This window comes from Haloarcula sebkhae (assembly GCF_014647415.1).
Lineage (GTDB): Archaea > Halobacteriota > Halobacteria > Halobacteriales > Haloarculaceae > Haloarcula > Haloarcula sebkhae.
The window spans coordinates 131,385-149,874 of the sequence record NZ_BMPD01000004.1 but is presented as its reverse complement, the minus strand read 5'-3'; the positions used below and the strand labels follow the sequence as shown (position 1 = coordinate 149,874).

The following is an 18,490-nucleotide window of genomic DNA, read 5'->3' as shown; positions in this document are numbered from 1 at the left end:
TCACTGACACAAAATCGATCCCGTCCAATGACGGGGAGGCAGTTAGTTCTGTACACCGAGGCTATCGACTCCCCGGCGAGTAGGTACTGTCTACCAGCACGACAATGAAATTCCCGATTACAGAACATACTTTTGCCGTGGACACCTCCTAAAGTTTGACAATGGGTCGGCCAAACGTGTTACTCGTGGTTCTCGACTGCGTCCGCGCGGCGAACACCTCGTTGTTAGGTCACCGGCGCAAGACCACACCCTTTCTGGAAGAATTCGCTCGGGAGGCGACAGTGTACACGCAGGCACGGACGACCGCGAGCTGGTCGCTGCCGGCCCATACGAGCCTGTTCACCGGTGTTCCCTCAGAGGGCCATAAACTCCAGATAACCGAACGGCTGGAACCCGGGCAGACCATCTTTGATTTCCTCGATGGGGAAGGCTACGAAACCGGTGTGTTCACCGAGAACCCGTATCTCACGGTTCACCCGTCCGGACTCAGTGATAGCTTCGAGTCCGTCGTCACGGAACGGCCCGACTCGACAGACGTTGACGATCCGTCCGAGACCCGCAACGGTGTCGACGGGTTCTGGTACGCTGACAGGCTGACGGAGTGGATCGACGAACAATCCGAGTCATGGGCTGCGTGCCTGAATCTGATGGATGCGCATATGCCGTACGCGACGCGGGACGCCTACGATGAGTGGGGCGCGGACTTTTACTGGGCAATGCACGACGAACTCCCGATCAAGTGGGAGTGGAGCGTCTACGGGGAGCAACTCCCAGCGGGCATCGGACAACTACTCGAACCGCTGTACGATGGGGCGATTCGGCAGACTGACGCCATTCTGGAGCAAGTCATCGGTGATCTAGAGGCGCGAGGCGTTCTGGACGAGACGCTCGTGGTCATCACGTCGGACCACGGTGATGGGTTCGGAGAGCCGCCACAGGCGGCCACAGAGCCACCGGCCGTCATGCACGGCATGGGCACGCAGGAGGAACTGTTTCACGTCCCGCTGGTCGTCCGCGGACCGGGGCAGACCGAGGGGCGGCGAATCGAGTCCCTGGCGACGTTGGCACAGTTTCCCGACGCTGTGTTGGCTGCGTTTGACGGCGAAGCGGACGACGCCGGGTGGTTCGTCGCACCTGATGGGCAAACGACTGCATACCAGTCACCGCCCACCGGACAGACGGCTGAGTACGCCGAGCAGTACACTGACGAACCGGACCGATTTCGACAGCCTGCGTCACTTGTGTATCTTGACGGGCCCGGCGACACCGTCTACAAGCGCGCAGCGTGGGGAGAGGATGAGTACGAAGCGGTCGTGCGGGGCCGACGGTCCGAGTCCAACGATGATACACCTATCGACCGCTCGCCGTCGGACGTTGTCGCTGACTCCGCAGCGCACAGTGAGACGCTCGAAATCACCCAACTCGCGTCTGGGGAGGACGAAATGGCAGAATACGATATCGATGGCTTCGACGACGTAGACCTCAAGTCGCGGTTGGAGCGACTCGGCTATCTCTGAACCGGTGCTAATCAGGCCGAAACCGAGCATCGTCCGCCACACTCGTATTATAGCTGTCGTACTTGCGATGGCTGAACAGAATCGAAAGGGATGTTTGTCGCAACTTGATTTGTACGAACGATGTATAGCGATATTCTCGTTCCAACGGATGGGAGTGCGTCAATGCAGCAGGTACTGGAACACACAATCGATATTGCCGACGGACGGGATGTTACCGTCCACGCGCTGTATGTCATCGACGACCGGGCGTTCTTGTCGATGGATGACGAGATGCAGGACGAAGTGCTTGAGAACCTGCGCGCGGAGGGCGAAGAAGCCACGTCGGCAGTCCGGGAGACACTGGAACAGGAAGGAATCGAAGTCTCGACAGCGACCCAGCGGGGCAAACCGGCAGACAACATTGTGTCGTACGTTGAAGACGCCGATATTGATCTGATTACGATGGGGACGCAGGCAGACAAGTATGAACAGAATATGCTCGGGAGCACGGCACAGAAGGTCGTCACGAAGTCGTCCGTTCCGGTCCTCACTGTTGGCGTTTCCGAGTCGGAGTAAGCGCGCGGTTCGTCAGTGGTCGCAGGCTGCGGTAGTTGATGCAAGCGGAAACTAGAAATTCGGGTCCCTACTTACTGTGACTGAGCGACATCGGTTCTGACGCTGAACGACCCGACCAGCGTTTCGAGCTGTTGTGCCTGGTCGGACAGCGACTCCATCCGATTGCTCACTTCATTGATCGAAGCAGTTTGTTCTTCGACTGTCGCAGACACAGATTCAGTTTCGTCTGCCGACTCAACGCTAATATCCGCGACCTCATCGATCATCGACACGACACCTTCACTGGTCGCCGCCTGGCTATCAGTCGTGTCGCTGATTTCTTGGACACCGGTATCGGTTTCCGCGGCGTTCTCAGCAACCCGTTCGAACGCAGTAACGGACCGCTCAACGGCTTCGATCTCTTTTTCAACTAACTCACTCGCCCGTTCAACCTGACTGACGACAGTGCCGGTCTGGTCCTGAATGTTTTCGATTCGGGTTCGGATGTTCCCCGCAGACTCCTGGGTCTCGTCGGCCAGTGTCTTGACCTCGTCAGCCACAACAGCGAAGCCGTCGCCTGCATCTCCGGTCCCGGAGTTCCCAGCGCGGGCCGCTTCGATGTTCGCGTTCAGCGCCAGCATATTCGTCTGTTCGGCAATATCGGAGATGAAATCGACAATTGTCGCGATCTCTGCCATCTGGTCGTCGAGCTCGGTTACTGTCTCCACCGTTTCGTCGATAGAGGCCTTGACATCTTTGGCATCGGTTAACGTGTCTTCGGCGAGTGACTGCCCATCAGTCGCGATTGTTGCGGTTTCGGCAGAAGTCTGTGCGACTTCATCAGCCGACGCCGCGATCTCTTCGACCGCCGCTGAGAAGTTCGACACCTCGGCGCTCGCCTCTTCGACCATTCCCCGCTGTTCATCAGCGCCGGCAGCGATCTGCTGGATAGAGCCGCTCACACCGTCGCTCGCCGTCGCGACTTCCTGCAGTGCTGAATCCGACTCCGTGACCTGTCTATCGACAGCAGCAGCGAACGACTGAATCTCGCCGAGCGTCGCTTCGAGTTCGTCCGCCATAGCGTTGAACGCAACGCCGATTTCAGCCATCGAATCGTTCATACTATCCGCATCAACACGCGTTGTGAAGTCGCCGTCCGCCATGTCCTCCATTGCGTCTTTGTACGTCTGGGCCTTCAGTTCGAGATGGCTGTTGAGCGCAGCGACCTCTTCACGCTCCTGCTCGGCCTCGTCTTTGAGACGTTGGGCTTCCTCGCGCTGCTGTTCAATTTCGGCTCGCTCCTCTTCGAGATTATCGATCTTATTCGCCCGTTCGCGGGCACGTTTAATCTCTGTCTGTGCCTTTTGTCGAGACTTTTCGATGGAACTCAGGTGGATCGTCAATGAGATCGCCAGCATTGCAACGAAGCCGCCGTGGATAGCGCCCCAAGCGATGGGGTTCAGTTGCGCTGCCGTGTGGTTGTAGACTGAGGCGGGGTCGATGATGCCGAAGATAATGTGGCTCACGACGACGTACGCGATGCCGATGCCGAACGGAATCCAATCTTCATAGATTGCGGCGATGCCGATTGCGATGAAGAAGTGGAAGTGTGCCTCAATGTACCCGCCGCTAAAGTGCACAAGCGTGCCGGTACAGAACGCGAGTCCCGTGACCGCTAGCACAGTTCGCACTCGACGGCTGAGTTGCGGTAGGGCTGCGGCGAACGCAAACCCAGCAATGAGACCAATCTGAAGCAGCACCCGTCCGGTCGGTACGGCGGGGATGGCTGCGCCGATGATCGGACTCTGCGTCGTTTCGACGAGCCCTAGAATCAACAGAAACGGGATATGCGCCAGAACTGTGATTATGAAATATTTGTGGCGGCGTTGCCACGTTTCGTCGGGAATTGAACTCCCATCCGGGATAGTCGAGAGGAAGCCACCATTGCCGCCGGTGGTGTCCCGGCTTCCAATGTTTCCAGCACCTGTCATGTTACCATTTGCCATGTCTCTGAAAAACGCTCAGAAATTATATTACTGTTCATGAAATTATCAAATTTGATTAATGCACGCTGGACGGTGCAAAGACATACACTATTATTCAATATGATTTGTTCACTATTTGCGCTGTTGTCATTCGGTCAGGTATGTGCTGAGGGTCAACAGCTACGACAGACGACCGTGTATATTCAGTAATTGGTAGCTAGCCACTTCGTTGCCTGAGGTGGATGGCAGCGACTGCAAGCACAGTGCTGCGGTAGCGACCCTTGAAAACGCAGGTCTTGGTTTACTCACAGCAACACCAAAGCCGGTACATGGCAGTCTCTCTGTCAATAAGGGAAGACACACTGACCGCAACTCGGGTCAACGGATGAGTGGGCTGCAAGGGGTGGGGTGGGAGAAACTGTGTGCAACCCACTGCGTGTCGCCAACCACGACGACAGGTTCTGCACTCCGGTACATCAGTGGCCGGGGGGAGACACACACTGACTGTGGAGCCAAGTATCAGAACCCACGTGCAAGGTTACCAAGCAAGTAAAAAGCTCTTGTGACTTTCAGTTACAACACAAACTGTTTCGCCCAGATTACAGCACTTCCGAATGAGGTTTGTGAATATCTGACTGTTGTTTTCGAGGCTATTTGCTAGGTTTTTGGTAGTTAATTCGTAATCGAAAAGTTCCATGCCTTCCTCGTTTAAAACACCATGTCCACAACCCTGACCGTCGAAGGGATGAGTTGCGGTCACTGTGAGCAGACCGTCGAAGAAGCCATCGAGGCGCTCGCCGGTGTCAAAGACGCAGAGGCCGACAGAAACGCCGATCAGGTGTCTGTCGACGGCGATGTCAGCACGGAACAGCTCATCGCCGCTGTGGAGGATGCGGGGTATGACGCGGGGACCTGAGACAGCCAGTCGCAAATACTGTAGTAACTGTTGTCGATACGGGTTCGGTACCACTGCTGGGTAGCGGATGACTGTCACCCCGTGGAGAGGGGAGACGGAAAGTTCGGCTCAGTCAAACAGTCCTTCTTCCCGAAAGCCGGCCATCAGATCGTCGATAAGGGCCGAAGCCGTCTCGTAGGGATAGTCCTGATACTCGGCGTATTCTGTACCAAAATCCATCACCCCGACGCGGACATCTCCTGCTTCGAAGGTCGTACTTGGGCCGTCCGGCAGCACTGGCACCAGTTCCATCGGTTCTTCGACGGGGTACTCTGCGCTGGTGAAAACCGCCTCTAATTCCGCTCGAAGCTGCCCGGCAGTGTCTTCTGTCATACCGGAGACTTGGTTGAGAGAGACAAAAGGCTTGTTCTGTGCAAACAGTCGTAGTCACGCATCACTCGGTATAGCCGAGTTAGCGGATGTTTTTCAGGATGTCTTCGCCCTCGGCGGCAGTATCGATGGCTTCAACCGCGATATCCTGTGGCTCTTGAACTACTTGTAGAAGTTGTCGCGCACTTCTGAGTTTGTATCGGGCTTCAGAGCCATCCACGTCGTCGAAAGCGCCCTCCAGTAGTTCGTCAATTGTAGCGAGCGTCGTTTCGGCTATAGAACCGATATTGGGAATGTTTTTCTAATTTTTGTTACATTTGTCTGAGAAATAATTCTCGAACAATAGTAGAGAGTCTCCCAGACTGTTGCTGAGAATGTGTATGTGTCTTCTGGACAACCGGTGGTTGAATTTCTTGCACGTTGGGATATCGTATTAACATTTTTTATCGAGCTATCAGAACAGGCAGTCGATGCCCTCCACGCTGCGGCGGACATTCCTCGGAATGGTCGCCACTGGATCAGTCGCCAGTATCGCTGGCTGTTCGTCGTCGTGCCCTGACGACGGCGCACCAGACCCATCTCATACAGTCGAACCGGATATCGACAGTTCTGGCTTCGAGACAGTGCCCGACGGCTCGTGGCCGTTGCCGCGGTTCGACGCGACGAACACGGGCTATGCGCCAGTCGGGATGGAAACCACGACACCATCGGTCAGATGGCACGCAGATATTTCAACAGCGTCTGGTGACGGTGAAACCACCGGTGCAAGCGCGGTGGTCGTCGCTGACGGCACTGTCGTGCTAACGACAGCGACCAGTGTCGTCGCCCTATCGCTCCGTGACGGCGAAGAACAGTGGCGGCGAGATCTCACACCGGCGACGGTTCCGTCAGTGGTCGACATTGGAGACGAACCAGCGCCACCGGTGATAGCTAACAGTCACGTCTTTCTCGCGACGGCAGACGGTATCGCTGCATTCGAGGTTGCGGACGGGGCAGTTGCGTGGCGAAACACAGACACGGCCGGGGCAGGCGTTCCAGTTGTGACTGACGACGCCCTGTTCGTCCCCACGACTGACGGGGTAGCGAGATTTGCGACCGACGACGGACGCCGGCAGTGGACGGCGACCGCCGACGGGACGAGGCTGGCCGTAGCTGACGACACCGTCATTATTGCTGGACAGGAGATAGTGGCGGTAGACGCCGCAACTGGCGAGGTCCAGTGGGAACACTCGGATCGACCTGAGGGCTATCCCGTCGTCTCTGATGGGACCGTCTATGTGAGCAACACGTACGGCGATCTGATAGGCCGGTCACTCACAGACGGGAGCGAGCAGTGGCGTCTCGACGACAGACGGTCACTCGAGTTCCCGGTCGTGACGCCCGATAGCGTGTATGCGATCGAGCGCCCAGGTGAGTCCGCCAGCGCGACGTTCGCCTTCGACCGCGTCGAAAACGGACCACCAGAGCCCCGGTGGTGCTCGGAAATCAATCTCGGTGGCGCGGTGACTGCCGCGGCTGACGACGCTGTGTTCACGTTCCAGAGTGATGATGGCCTCACCGCGTTCACCACGCGTCTCGGCGAGGCAGTATGGCAGTATCCGACCGAGTATCAGGCAGTCTCACTGGCGGTACTCGATGGCGGAATCGTGAGCGTGTCGCCGGACGGAACCGTCGTGGCCCTCGGAGGTGAGTGACCTGCCATGTGGCGTCGCTCATATCGGTTGGCCGGTCCGCTGCTTGGGTTGAGTGCAGTCTGTCTGCTCATCACCGCAGTGCCGCTCGAACTTTGGCCGACACCGCGGCCGGGTGATTCGTATGTGTTCAACCCACCGCCGTTTAGCGCAATTTGGGTACAACGGACGCTCAGACCGGGACTCATCATAACCGCGAATGCGCTGCTGTTAGTCGGGCTGGGCACAGTACTCAGGCGTGACAGCGCGTCGATGTCTCGCTTACAGCGCGTGCTCGCATTCAGTGCTCTCGTTGGGGCTGGAGCCTGTTTACTCGGAACGCTGTTGTTCACAACAGCCGGGACAAACGATATCGGGAGAGAGCTCACCGCGCTCCTCATCTTGGCGCTCGCGATTCCGCTTATAATACTGGGACTCGTCGGCTGGGGCACTGGCTACCTCCGGGCGGACAGCACTCGACTCGGTGCTGCACTCACTGTCCCACCGGTACTGGCTGTGGCATACATCGGTCTCTCGATAGCCGGCATTGACTTCTCACCCGTTGGCAGGCTACTGTTGATTATTCCGACGAGTGGCATGGCGCTGGTCGTCGGCTATGACCTATGGACCGACAACACGATCGCCAATGATAGATAACGAAGCCCGCCACAGGCCACTCAAACGACTCACCCGAGTACCCCAGCCCGACCGGGGAATATCTGTTCTGACCGCTCGGGTTGTCGGTCAAACGCCGCGACGACTGAGGCGGTATCAGGCAAATGTGGCAGTATATACTCGCCTTCAGCGTGTTCAATAGTAACCGTCTCTGTGCCGAGCAGCGAATCAAGCGGCGTCTTCTCAACGCGGAGGCTGCGTTCCTCCCCCGACTCGACGCGCCAGAGTGCCGTGCCAAACAGACGGTCATATGCGACGAGCACACCGGCGTCAGCGTCGATTCGGTATTCGATCGTTCCGTATCGCAATAGCTGGTCGAGACACAGCAGGAAAACCGGGATGCTAACGCTTGCGACAACGATCACGGCGACGATATCCCAGGCACTGCCGATTGCAAACAGGACCGCAACAAGCAGCCCCATACCACCGATAAGCAGGCTGCCTGGGTGAGATGGGAATCTGAGGAGGCCGCCGATGACTCGTCCCCAACGGACCGGACGAACTCGCTCAGGTGCATCAGCGAGTGTCTTGTCGATAGATCGTGCCTTCGGCGGGGCCGTTTGCCAGCCGTATTCCTGATCGTACGACTTGAAATAGACGGCAAGACGGTCGCTATAGACGCCCAAGAGATCAGACGTGAATTTGAGACAGACGACCATGAGTAACAGTGGGAGTCCGACGACAGTCGGGTCAAGACTGCCGAGTTCCGCTTCAGGCCCCTCCGTAGCTGCTGTTATCAGTGTCAAAGTGAGTATGCCGCCGAAAAAGACGGTACATATCCGAGGTAACAGGCCACGAAACGCCGTCGTCGAGTTATGTTTCCGATACTCCCCGTTGTAGAAGTAATTCCGTACCGTAGTGACGCCCGTCAGAACGAAAATTCCGACAGTTGCCAGCAGCACACCAGTTACCGTCTCCGTGCCGGGTTCCGGCAGCGGGCCAATCAGCAAGGCCCCAGTAAACAACCAGACGACCACCAGGATGAGAACAGTAACCGGGAGCACGAGCAGGGTCATGAAATAGACTCGCAGATCGGTTCGCGGGATAGCGAGGGAGAACTGCCGTTGTGCCAGCGGCCCTACAAGCAAAGTGCCAGTCTCAATCTCCGGCGGGCGACCGGCGAACACTGCCCGGACGAGTGCCCAGACCGAGTCGACGCCAAGCTCAAACCAATAGAGAAACAGCAATGCAGCCGCACTCCAGTCGAGAAACGCAACACCGACGATCGGAAGCGAATTCGAGACGATAGTGCCGAGTAGTTCCGTCCGACGGCTATCCTCTGTACGGAGAATCCGTCCGGGGGAGGGCATTATTCTATGGTGATAGCTAGTGACGTATGAACGAACTGATTGCACAGCCGACTGCGTCAGGTAGCAGGGCAAGAGTCAGCACACAACTTCGGCTCATGTAGGTGGCAGTTCAGGGAATACAGGCAGACCAGTCGCTGTCCGAACTAGCCACTGGCACTACCTGCACACTCCCAATCCAACGATATATGCGGCGAGAACCCCTAGTAGACGTATGGCCCGTTTTAGCTCTGTGCTCATCTACGACGGCGAATGTCCGTACTGCTCGGTGGCTGCGAAAGCCCTCGAACAGGTCGACGATATCGGCGCGATCTCGTGGTACGATGAGTCGGCCCAGTCGTTTCTGACGGCCCAGTTCGACGAGCCGCCGTTTGCGATGGTTTTAGTCGACCGGCCGGCACAGCAGGTGTTCGCGGGCCGCGCAGCCGCCGAAGAACTCGCCGGCCGCGCCGGGCTCCCCGATCTCGTCGGTTCGCTCGTCAGAGAGAACTACGAGAGAATCGCCCACGTCGTTGGGCTGGCGAGTGGGCGCGGGAAAGAACCCGACGATGTCCACGAGCAATACGCACTGACAGACGACGCGCAAGACCGCTTCGAGACGCTTGCGAGGAACGCCGTTGGTCGGGACATTCGCGCCGACGCATAATCGTCTGTTCTTTCCCAGCGTTTTCTGAAGCAGTGGTAACGAGACGATAGCAGGAAGGCACCTGTGCCTTACTCACTAGCTGCCCTCGCGGCGGTTGTAAGCCGCCAGCGGCGAACACCCCTGTGTGTGTTGAACCCGACCAGACCTTTCAAAGCGAGTTGCTGGAGATGTGTCGTGACATACGGTTTCGGGGCCGAAAGGCGTGCAGAGATGTGTGCTGTCGGGACCGCCGTCGCCTCGCAATCTTCGAGGACCGCCAGAACGTCGTCGTTCGTCAGTGGGTCGATTGCCATACCTCCTGTTCGGACTGACAGGTAACAAAGCCTCGTACTCAGGTAGCAGGTGACAGGGATTGCTGTCGCTTGTCAGTTGTTGAATTGGTGGTCTGTGCTCCTGCGCTTCCCCGGGTTCGTTAATTAAGAGTCGCATTCCGAGTACCCGAGAATCGTCTCCGGGTTTAATTCAGTATCAAGAACATATTTTGATTATGAGTTCAGATTACCAACCATTATTGGGCGCAGAGTTGGAAGAATCGATCATTGACAAAGTGCTGACCGAGAGAGGTGTTGGTGTGCTGTCGATGGCCGCTGAGGGAGTGCCATACGGCGTGCCACTATCTTTCGGGTACGATGGAGAGGACACCCTGTACTTCGTGTTTTTGGGCGCAACCACCAAACTCCGGAAAGAGAGTTACGCGGAGCAGACCGATATCGCGAGTTTTACTACCTTCGATATTAGCCCAGACGGCGCATGGCGAAGTGTGATCGTCGCCGGACCGCTCAACCGCATCAAAATCGACGAATGGGACACCGCACGTGAGTCACTCGCCGATAACGCATACCAGTCGAACCTTCTCTCTGAGTATGAACTACAGGAGAATCCCAACGTATGGGCACTGAAAGTCCAGGAACGTTCAGGCCGCGCTGTCGGACAGCAGTGATTGTGTGTCTTTTCTAGCCCTGTGCTGACGGGCCATGCTATAGTTAACGCTGCCATGGACATGAACGAGTCGCCATGTGGGCACGAGCGCGGGGATTTCACAGCAAGCTAACTCCACGAGTTCTGCAAAACGTCATATGATTGTTTTAATCGCTCGGTATATGATGGCTGGTTCCACTGTTCCCAGCTGTACGTGGCTGTGTCCACTGTCGTACCGTTGCGTCCAGGGAGAGCGTCTATGAGATTTGTTGTGCCATCGATGGTCTGCGCCTGTCGTCCATCTGTGGTCGGACGATACGTTGCAGCGCCAACTGTTACTGTCTCGAAAGACGTTGTTTCAAGACCGTCGGACCAGTCCGATGCGATTCGCTGTTTGGTTGACGGATCAGCAACGTTCAGTAGAACCCAGGGAAGTCGCACCTCAACTGTTCGGTCCGCCGGACTGACGTGGACATCAGTGAGCGAATTGTAATCTGGCGATGACGGGTCCCCGTTCGCGTAGGTGAGCTGTCCCGTTTCGACGGCCTCGAACGGAACCACATCGCCGGTCGCTGGGACGGTGTATCCACGATTGATAGGCTCGCGTACCGGAACGAATCCCGCCGTTCCGTCGCGATATTCCTGCACTGGTAAGCCCGCCTGAGAACCGAATTCGCGGGCGAACGCGTCGAACGACGACTGGACCAGTAAGCGGGATGTCGCTGGCCCACTCAGGTGAACGACAAAGTCAGCGGCGGCTGTCGCATCCGTGTTGAGCGGGAGAGACGTCTCTTCCCCACGTAGGCCGACTGTCAGGATGATATTCACTCTACTCCAGTCTATCGGGTCGGCTACGTCACCGAGCGTTACTCGCATCTCTAATCCTTCTAAACTGTGTGAGATGCGGAACTCCTCGAGTTGTCGATCGGCTGGAACATTGGCTGCTGTTTGTGGCTTGATCACAGTGGCGTCGTCCCAGTCTGAGCTGTTGCCGGACAGGGAAACCGCATTCTCCGGCTCAAACGCCAACAATCCGAATCGCTGTTCGGGAGTCTCAATGTTTGACCAGTACGGACGGCGACCCGGGACCGAGCGGGCATCGAGATTCCACGTCCGCTTGAACCACTCGTCTTGCCATGCGAACGCAACGCCGCCTGCGGTGCCTGCTTTGACGATGTCCTCGTACATCGCCGCGACGATCTCGCCCTGGGACTGCTCAGTATGTTGGCCCTGATGACGCCCATGTACGTCACGGTGTGCGATACCCCGTGAACTCGGCACTCCGAACTCAGCGATGAGGAGGGGATGGGTTGTCACACTGACCAAGTCATTGAGGTAGCCGGCATAGCTATTGGGCTCACCACGGTGGTCGATAAAGTCGACGTAGTCCGGTGTTTCATTGAGCAGGTCGGGATAATATGGATAGACGTGGTATGCCGCAAACGTGCCCGGATCGAACTCGTCAGTTGTGGTGACAGTATCCGGATCAATCGTGACCGAATCTTCGTCTACAAATGGCTCATACGGATGCTCCAGCGGATCAGTCGTCACCCAGTTGACGAACCCGACAGGGGCTTGCCAGTCATGGTTGGTGGTCTCGTGTGCGACAGCGCCGTCTAACCGCTCCGCAAGCCACCGCTCGAAGGCACTCCCATCACTCTGTACGTACGACCCGCTGTACGTCCCAGCGTCGTTGGCTTGGTTCGTTGCCTCGACCACGGATGGTGGCCACTCGATACCGAATAAATACCCCAGAAGCCACTCGTGAACATCAGCATCGTAGACACCACCAGCATGCCCGGGTCGGTCCGGAAGAGTCGTGTCACCGTGGACAACGTCCACGGTACGCTGTAGCTCCTGATCGACTGTGTCTGCGATGCTGGTTGCATCGCCTGCGGTGACTAGTGGCTCGTGTGGTACCCACGTTCCCTGCAAGAGGTACAACGGATCGGTTGCATCCGCGTTGTACGCTGCAAGGGCGTGATAGAACTCGGGAGGATGGATCGTATAGGTTCGTATCACATTGGCGATAGCGCCGATATCCGCTATCCAGCGGTCGTATTCGTCCCGTGTAATGGCTGCCGACCCTGGGAAATAGCCGGGCTTTGCCATACCAATGTTCAGGCCACGAACGGTCAGCGGTTCATACCCGTCGTCAGTGAGTCGCTCAAACCCTTTCCGACGAACCTGAAACATCGGTTGATTACCGTTCTCGCTTAAACACCCCGCAACACCGGCAGCCCCAGTCACACCGACAGACGCGAGAAAGCGGCGACGTTCCATAGATAGCATATGGCTCTGTATCTGATTACTCTATTGCTCTTCAACGGGTAGCGACTATTAGTCACTGCAGATTATTAGACGGACTTTTGACTCTGCAAACAGTAGTTACAATAACAAATGGGTGATGAAATACTCATAGTCGATGATGATGAAACCCTTCGTCAGTTACTCACCCATCGATTGGAGAGTGCAGGCTACACTGTCCGCGTTTGTGAGGATGGTCAGGCTGCGGCCGATCTGCTTGATACGGAGTATGAACCAGCGCTGGCTATCTGTGATGTGATGATGCCGCGTCTCGACGGGACTAGACTGGTACGGATGATCCGGGGCGGTGAGTTGACCGTGCGTTCGGACTTACCAATTGTTATGCTTACATCGCGTGGCCAGGAAGAACATGTACTGGAAGGGTTTGACTCCGGCGCGGATGATTACGTCACCAAGCCGTTTCGTGCGCAAGAGCTGCTAGCTCGGGTTCGAAGATATGCGACGGCGTGAGCAGGAGTGCCGGTGATGCAGGGTGCCGTGGCAGTAGGTGAGTATTCTGTACCCATCAGTGTCATCCTCTCTGTTCTGGGACTTCTCGTTGGAATCGGACTCATAGTCTCGCTTGCACTCACAATGGGGCTGTCGAGCTACCGGTCTCTCAAGGCCACACAGCGGAGTCGTGTGCGCTCGGACGTGCAAAGCGAGCTACTCAGCAGAGCCTTTGCACCAGAACCGAAGTGGGACGAATGGGCTCCTACTCTTTCGAAGACAGAACGGAGCGTCGCGACGGAACTTCTAGCAGAGTATCTCCGTGAACTGGACGGGAGCGAAGCCGACTCACTCAAGCAACTCGGTGTCGCATTGGGCATCCCAGATGAGGCTCGAGCTGATTTAGAACGTGGTCATACGTTCGTTCGATTACAGGCGTTAACGTGGCTCATCAGACTAGATGATCCAGACCCGTACCATGCGGCATCTTACGAGCCAACGACACAGGCTGAGCGAGCGGCCGTTGCGCGCCTTCTCTTTCAGACCGGACAGCTAGATACCCCTGCAGCGGGCGTCGAGTTACTGCTGGATGGGGCGACAACAGAGTTCAGTGTCTTCGGGCAAGATACACTGTATCGGCTTGCCCGGGAGGCCCCTGATGCGATGTTTGCACTTGCAGCAAACCGGTACGAGGCGTGGTCAGATGCACTGTTGGCGCAGGTGTTACTCGTTCACGGACAACTCGGGACAGGCATTCGCACAGCAGATGTGTCGTGGTTGACATCCAATTTAGAGGCTGATGATGAGGGTGTACGAGCGGCCGCAGCAAGTGCGCTTGGCAGTTTTGGTTGGCGGCCGGAACTTCGGGATTCACGGTTTCTGGCCCGGGCCACGGCTGATTCCTCGCCGCGTGTTCGGGGTGCTGTCTACGAGATGCTGGGTTCATGGGGCGATCAAGAGGCAGTGACAATCCTTCTCTATGCGCTTGTTTCGGAAGAGGATCCACGGGCGTTAGTCCGTGGAACGAACGCACTGGTGCGGCGACAGGATCAGATCGGTCATAGTGGACCGGCCATTCTCGGCGCTGCCTGGGAATGGAGCAGTGAACACGCATCATACGATAGTGTCGCCCGGGGCCACACCCGGGCCACCCAGGGATAACGAATGCATTCAACGACTCATCTGGCCGTCACGGTGTTCGGCGTAACTGGACTGTTCGTTCTTGCGTACTATCTCGTAGTAAACGGCTATTATTTCTGTCTCCATATCCTGGCTCTGTTCGAGCTACGCGACAACGTTCGCGAGGCAAACTGGGATGAGCCGTTCAGGCGGTTTGCCAGCCCGTTTTATCCGGGTATTGCCTTGGTTGTTCCAGCCTACAACGAGGCAGCAACCATTGAAGAGAGTGTCCAGTCGATGCTGTCGCTGAACTACCCAGAACTCGAGGTTGTCGTCGTCAACGATGGGTCAACTGATGCAACGCTCAAGAAGTTGGTTGAACGGTTTGAACTCAAGGAAATCGAGGCAGAGGTGCCATTCGAAGTGCCTAGCGAAGAGATACACGGGACATACCGGTCAACCCGATATGAAGAGCTATTGGTTGTTGACAAAGTAAACGGTGGTAAGAGTGACGCACTTAATGCTGGTATCTGGCTGACAGAGATGCCGCTGTTCTGTGCAGTCGATTCGGATACGCTTATCGACAGAGATGCCTTACTGCAGATTGTCAAACCGTTTCTCAAGCGGCCGGGGACGACGGTTGCGACGGGCGGCGTCATCAGAGTGGCAAACGAATGTAGCGTCAGAGATGGCCTCGTCAAAGAGGTGAATCTTCCGAAGACTGGGCTCCCAGGACTACAGGTAATGGAGTATCTCCGTGCGTTCTACTCCGGCCGACTCGGACTCAATCGGCTTAACGGATTGATTCTCATCTCAGGTGCTTTCGGTCTCTTTCGAACCGACGTTGTCCGGGAAATCGGTGGCTACCGCCATGACACGATCACAGAAGACTTCGACATCATCGTTCGCCTCCACCGGTATCTGACCGATGAAGGTCGGGAATACACTGTTGATTTTGTGCCCGAGCCGGTCGCCTGGACAGAAGTTCCAAGCAGTAGACGCGTGCTCGGCCGCCAACGCCGTCGCTGGTTCCGTGGAATGGTTGAGACGGTTGTCACGAACAGAGGAATGCTATTTAACCCATCGTACGGCCGCGTTGGAACAGTCATTTTTCCGTTCTTTGTCGCAGCGGAGATGTTTGGCCCACTTATCGAAGGGTTAGGATATATTATTCTCCCGCTTGCGTGGTACTTTGGGGTGTTGAGTATCGAATTTTTCATTGTTTTCTTTTTGCTGACGACTGGGTTTGGGATATTCCTGTCATGGTTCGGCGTGTTCAGCGAAGTCTGGAGTTTCAACCGATACGAAGATCCACGACAGATAGGACGACTACTGTGGTACGGCGTGCTGGAAAACTTCGGTTACCGACAGTGGAAGACTATCGTGGCCTGGCAGGGCCTCCTCGAGTATTTCCGCGGGGTAGATAGCTGGGGCGTCATGGAGCGAGGCGGGTTCAGCGTTGAAAACCATAAAGATAGGTGAGTGACATATGTAACCAAATGGCTATGGCAGCGGATGCTGACGATTACTTTCGAGACCTGTACGAACTCGGCGCAAATCGTTCATTGTCATTAGATGAAAAAATCGAGCAGGCGATAACAATCGGACGTGATCGGCTGGGGCTGGCTTATGGCGTGCTCTCATACACGGCTGAAGGAGAGTACAATGTTGTTGGATCGACAATTGAGACGGGAGACTACGCGGCCGGGACAGTCCACAATCTTGACGAAACGTGGTGTCGACACGTTGTCAACGACCGCGAGATGCTGATTGTATCGGATGCAGACGCTTCGGAATATGCTGATGATATCGCTGCAGAGGCTACCGGGTTGCAGTGCTATATCGGCTCACCAATACTGGTCGACGGTGAAACATATGGAACGCTTTGTTACTCTGACGACAGCCCTCGAAAGCGCGACTTTGGAGAGCAAGAACAGCAGTTCGTCGAGTTATTAACGCAGTGGATCAGCTACGAAATAGAGCGGCACAAACACTACCAGACTGTCGAAGCGCAAAATGAGCGACTTAACGAGTTCGCCGGAGTGCTTGCACACGATATTCGGAACCCACTGACGGCTGCGATCGGATACACAGAATATGCCTTGGAATCTGTGCCTGACTCAGTTGCGACGCACTTACACACAGTGCTTGACTCTTTAGACCGGATTGAGACACTCATCACAAATACACTCTCACTGGCCCGCGACGGTGCAGATGTCGGAGAGCGAGAGCCGGTCGATATCGCGGCGATTGCACGTGACGCATGGGATATCGTTTCGCCGCCGAACGCCACATTGACTGTTTCTGACAGTCGTACGATTATGGCTGATAGATCGCGTCTCCAACAACTATTCGAGAATCTCTTCCGCAATGTCAAAGAGCATTGTGGGGAGGATGTGATAGTCTCGGTCCGGGGCACGGAGACCGGATTTGAGGTCAGTAATGACGGACCTGAACTGCCAGAATCGATAGCAGAGTCGGTGTTTGGTGGCTCTTTCGGCCAGAATCGAGTCGGCCTTGGCCTCTTGATCGTAGAGCGAATCGTTTCTGGGCATGGCTGGGAGGGCGACGTAGAAACGACGCCCGAAGAAACCAAATTCATCTTCTCAGACATTGGGACGGCCACGAAAGCTGGCAAGACGGTCTGACTTCATGTCATTCGTCCATCAGTACGGGTACAAAGTGTAGCGTCGCCAGACTAGACGGGTTTTGTTTAATTGCGCACATATGGAACGACATCTCAGTACATTCATCCAAGACTATGGATAGTTATGCGTCTAGTTGCCCTCTCAATCAGATATTCTCCCCAAATATTAAAATATAGGACTGCATATGGTGTTACATGAAGAAGCGATTGCGAAAAGCACTGGACACGATACCTGTCCCACGGGAGAAGCCAAGCGCGGGCCTCGATGCGTGCACAGAGTGTGGTCAGTCCTCGCTTCCCGGTGCTAGTCGTTGCACTGATTGTGTCGAAGGCTAACAGCGAGGGAATCGTCCGGGGGAAGTCAGTTCCAGTTATTGCCTCCAGATCGTTCTCTTCAGGTGCGAGGCCATCACAGTCGGTACGCAAAACCGACAACGGCATCGGACTCAATCAACCGGAGCGAAGATACTCAGCATAAAAAGCGAGCTGCCAGCGGACCCGCTGCCGACTGATGGGTAATCATGTTCAGGTTTCGGCAGGTATTTACTACAAACCAGATAATTGACAACAATGTCTTCTCGCAGGTCAGTGTGTCTTGAGGAACTGGCATGGCCAGAAATTGAATCCGCCATCGAAAACGGAACACAGACCGTGGTCATAGCGGTCGGTTCGATCGAACAACACGGCCCACACCTGCCACTGAATATGGATACGCTGGACGGGGACGAACTCTCGCGCCGAATGGCGACTGAGTTGGGTGATGCTCTTGCGGCCCCCACAATACGCCCCGGATGTTCGGGACACCATATGGAGTTCCCCGGTAGCATAACCGTTTCACCCGAGACATTGATGGATGTCATCCGATCGTACTGCAGATCCCTCGACACCCATGGCTTCGAGCACATCGTTCTCGTCCCGACTCACGGTGGGAACTTCGGGCCGGTCAAAACCGTGGCTCCCGACATCGCACGTGAACTCGAAGCCTCAGTGATCCCGCTCGCTGACCTCGACGAGCATATGCAGTTGCTGAATGAGGGTCTCAGTAAGGCCGGTATCGAGTACGAACAGGATGTAATCCACGCTGGGGCCGCCGAAACAGCGATTGTACTAGCCATCGATGAGGGACTCGTCAGGACGGAGAATATCGAACCCGGGCCTGAAGGTGATATTTCGCCGGCTCGGCTGCTAAGTGAAGGGTTCAAATCAATCACCGAAAACGGTGTCCTCGGTGATCCGACAGCGGCGACAACCGAGGCCGGCGAAGCGATTATCGAGAATGTTGTCGAGGCGTACGTCAAGGCGGTCGAGGCAGAACGCAACGCAATTTAGTCGAAGGCGTGAGAGTGTGTGTCCGCTTGGGCGCTGTCTGAGAAAGACGGTACCAACAGTCCTCGCCGATGCGTACTGGTTTGTGACTACGACTCGAATAC

The 18,490-nt window shown here is 56.1% G+C and carries 17 protein-coding genes; 12 read left to right on the top strand and 5 right to left on the bottom strand.

What is annotated here, in order from left to right; genetic code table 11:
* Window positions 1–161: 161 nt before the first annotated feature.
* Window positions 162–1,517: a sulfatase gene (locus IEY38_RS13060; protein ID WP_188978434.1), complete on the top strand. Its 1,356-nt coding sequence runs from the start codon at window positions 162–164 to the stop codon at window positions 1,515–1,517.
* Between the two features lie 120 nt (window positions 1,518–1,637).
* Window positions 1,638–2,072, top strand: coding sequence for a universal stress protein (locus IEY38_RS13055; protein ID WP_188978432.1), 435 nt, complete (start codon window positions 1,638–1,640; stop codon window positions 2,070–2,072).
* Between the two features lie 71 nt (window positions 2,073–2,143).
* Here IEY38_RS13055 and IEY38_RS13050 read toward each other — a convergent pair whose 3' ends face one another.
* Window positions 2,144–4,057 (bottom strand): methyl-accepting chemotaxis protein, encoded by a 1,914-nt coding sequence (locus IEY38_RS13050; protein ID WP_229775300.1) that lies wholly within the window; start codon window positions 4,055–4,057, stop codon window positions 2,144–2,146.
* A 697-nt stretch (window positions 4,058–4,754) separates the two neighbouring features.
* Here IEY38_RS13050 and IEY38_RS13045 point away from each other — a divergent pair.
* A complete protein-coding gene (locus IEY38_RS13045) occupies window positions 4,755–4,952 on the top strand; it encodes a heavy-metal-associated domain-containing protein (protein WP_188978430.1) in 198 nt (65 codons plus the stop codon).
* Window positions 4,953–5,060: 108 nt separating this feature from the next.
* Here the strand turns inward: IEY38_RS13045 and IEY38_RS13040 are convergent, their stop codons facing one another.
* Window positions 5,061–5,324 carry an MTH865 family protein gene (locus IEY38_RS13040; protein ID WP_005533173.1) on the bottom strand — a complete coding sequence of 88 codons (264 nt, stop codon included), beginning with the start codon at window positions 5,322–5,324 and terminating at the stop codon, window positions 5,061–5,063.
* Between the two features lie 500 nt (window positions 5,325–5,824).
* Here IEY38_RS13040 and IEY38_RS13035 point away from each other — a divergent pair, with 500 nt between their 5' ends.
* Both IEY38_RS13035 and IEY38_RS21260 read left to right on the top strand, forming a co-directional pair.
* A complete protein-coding gene (locus tag IEY38_RS13035) occupies window positions 5,825–7,015 on the top strand; it encodes an outer membrane protein assembly factor BamB family protein (protein ID WP_188978825.1) in 1,191 nt (396 codons plus the stop codon).
* A gap of 6 nt (window positions 7,016–7,021) precedes the next feature.
* Window positions 7,022–7,648: a hypothetical protein gene (locus IEY38_RS21260; protein ID WP_229775298.1), complete on the top strand. Its 627-nt coding sequence runs from the start codon at window positions 7,022–7,024 to the stop codon at window positions 7,646–7,648.
* A gap of 29 nt (window positions 7,649–7,677) precedes the next feature.
* Here IEY38_RS21260 and IEY38_RS13025 read toward each other — a convergent pair whose 3' ends face one another.
* Window positions 7,678–8,976: a DUF6498-containing protein gene (locus tag IEY38_RS13025; protein ID WP_188978428.1), complete on the bottom strand. Its 1,299-nt coding sequence runs from the start codon at window positions 8,974–8,976 to the stop codon at window positions 7,678–7,680.
* A gap of 211 nt (window positions 8,977–9,187) precedes the next feature.
* On the opposite strand from IEY38_RS13025, the gene IEY38_RS13020 reads away from it, so the two are divergent.
* Window positions 9,188–9,619, top strand: coding sequence for a DCC1-like thiol-disulfide oxidoreductase family protein (locus tag IEY38_RS13020; RefSeq protein ID WP_188978426.1), 432 nt, complete (start codon window positions 9,188–9,190; stop codon window positions 9,617–9,619).
* A 68-nt stretch (window positions 9,620–9,687) separates the two neighbouring features.
* Here IEY38_RS13020 and IEY38_RS13015 read toward each other — a convergent pair whose 3' ends face one another.
* Entirely contained in the window at window positions 9,688–9,912 is a 225-nt protein-coding gene (locus tag IEY38_RS13015; RefSeq protein ID WP_188978424.1) for a hypothetical protein, read from the bottom strand.
* A 194-nt stretch (window positions 9,913–10,106) separates the two neighbouring features.
* Here IEY38_RS13015 and IEY38_RS13010 point away from each other — a divergent pair, with 194 nt between their 5' ends.
* The gene (locus IEY38_RS13010; RefSeq protein ID WP_188978422.1) at window positions 10,107–10,559 is read left to right on the top strand and encodes a pyridoxamine 5'-phosphate oxidase family protein; all 453 of its coding nucleotides are present in this window, start codon (window positions 10,107–10,109) and stop codon (window positions 10,557–10,559) included.
* Between the two features lie 107 nt (window positions 10,560–10,666).
* Here the strand turns inward: IEY38_RS13010 and IEY38_RS13005 are convergent, their stop codons facing one another.
* On the bottom strand, window positions 10,667–12,820 hold the full coding sequence (locus IEY38_RS13005) for a hypothetical protein (RefSeq protein ID WP_188978420.1): 2,154 nt from the start codon (window positions 12,818–12,820) through the stop codon (window positions 10,667–10,669).
* Between the two features lie 117 nt (window positions 12,821–12,937).
* On the opposite strand from IEY38_RS13005, the gene IEY38_RS13000 reads away from it, so the two are divergent.
* The 5 genes from IEY38_RS13000 to IEY38_RS12980 all read left to right on the top strand — a co-directional run bounded on the left by IEY38_RS13000 (window position 12,938) and on the right by IEY38_RS12980 (window position 18,389).
* A complete protein-coding gene (locus IEY38_RS13000) occupies window positions 12,938–13,315 on the top strand; it encodes a response regulator transcription factor (protein WP_188978418.1) in 378 nt (125 codons plus the stop codon).
* Between the two features lie 15 nt (window positions 13,316–13,330).
* Window positions 13,331–14,455 carry a HEAT repeat domain-containing protein gene (locus IEY38_RS12995; RefSeq protein ID WP_188978417.1) on the top strand — a complete coding sequence of 375 codons (1,125 nt, stop codon included), beginning with the start codon at window positions 13,331–13,333 and terminating at the stop codon, window positions 14,453–14,455.
* A gap of 3 nt (window positions 14,456–14,458) precedes the next feature.
* Window positions 14,459–15,895 carry a glycosyltransferase family 2 protein gene (locus IEY38_RS12990; RefSeq protein WP_188978414.1) on the top strand — a complete coding sequence of 479 codons (1,437 nt, stop codon included), beginning with the start codon at window positions 14,459–14,461 and terminating at the stop codon, window positions 15,893–15,895.
* Between the two features lie 23 nt (window positions 15,896–15,918).
* Entirely contained in the window at window positions 15,919–17,061 is a 1,143-nt protein-coding gene (locus tag IEY38_RS12985; RefSeq protein WP_188978821.1) for a GAF domain-containing sensor histidine kinase, read from the top strand.
* Window positions 17,062–17,630: 569 nt separating this feature from the next.
* Complete coding sequence (locus IEY38_RS12980) at window positions 17,631–18,389, top strand: creatininase family protein (protein WP_188978412.1); 759 nt, start codon at window positions 17,631–17,633, stop codon at window positions 18,387–18,389.
* Window positions 18,390–18,490 lie beyond the last annotated feature (101 nt).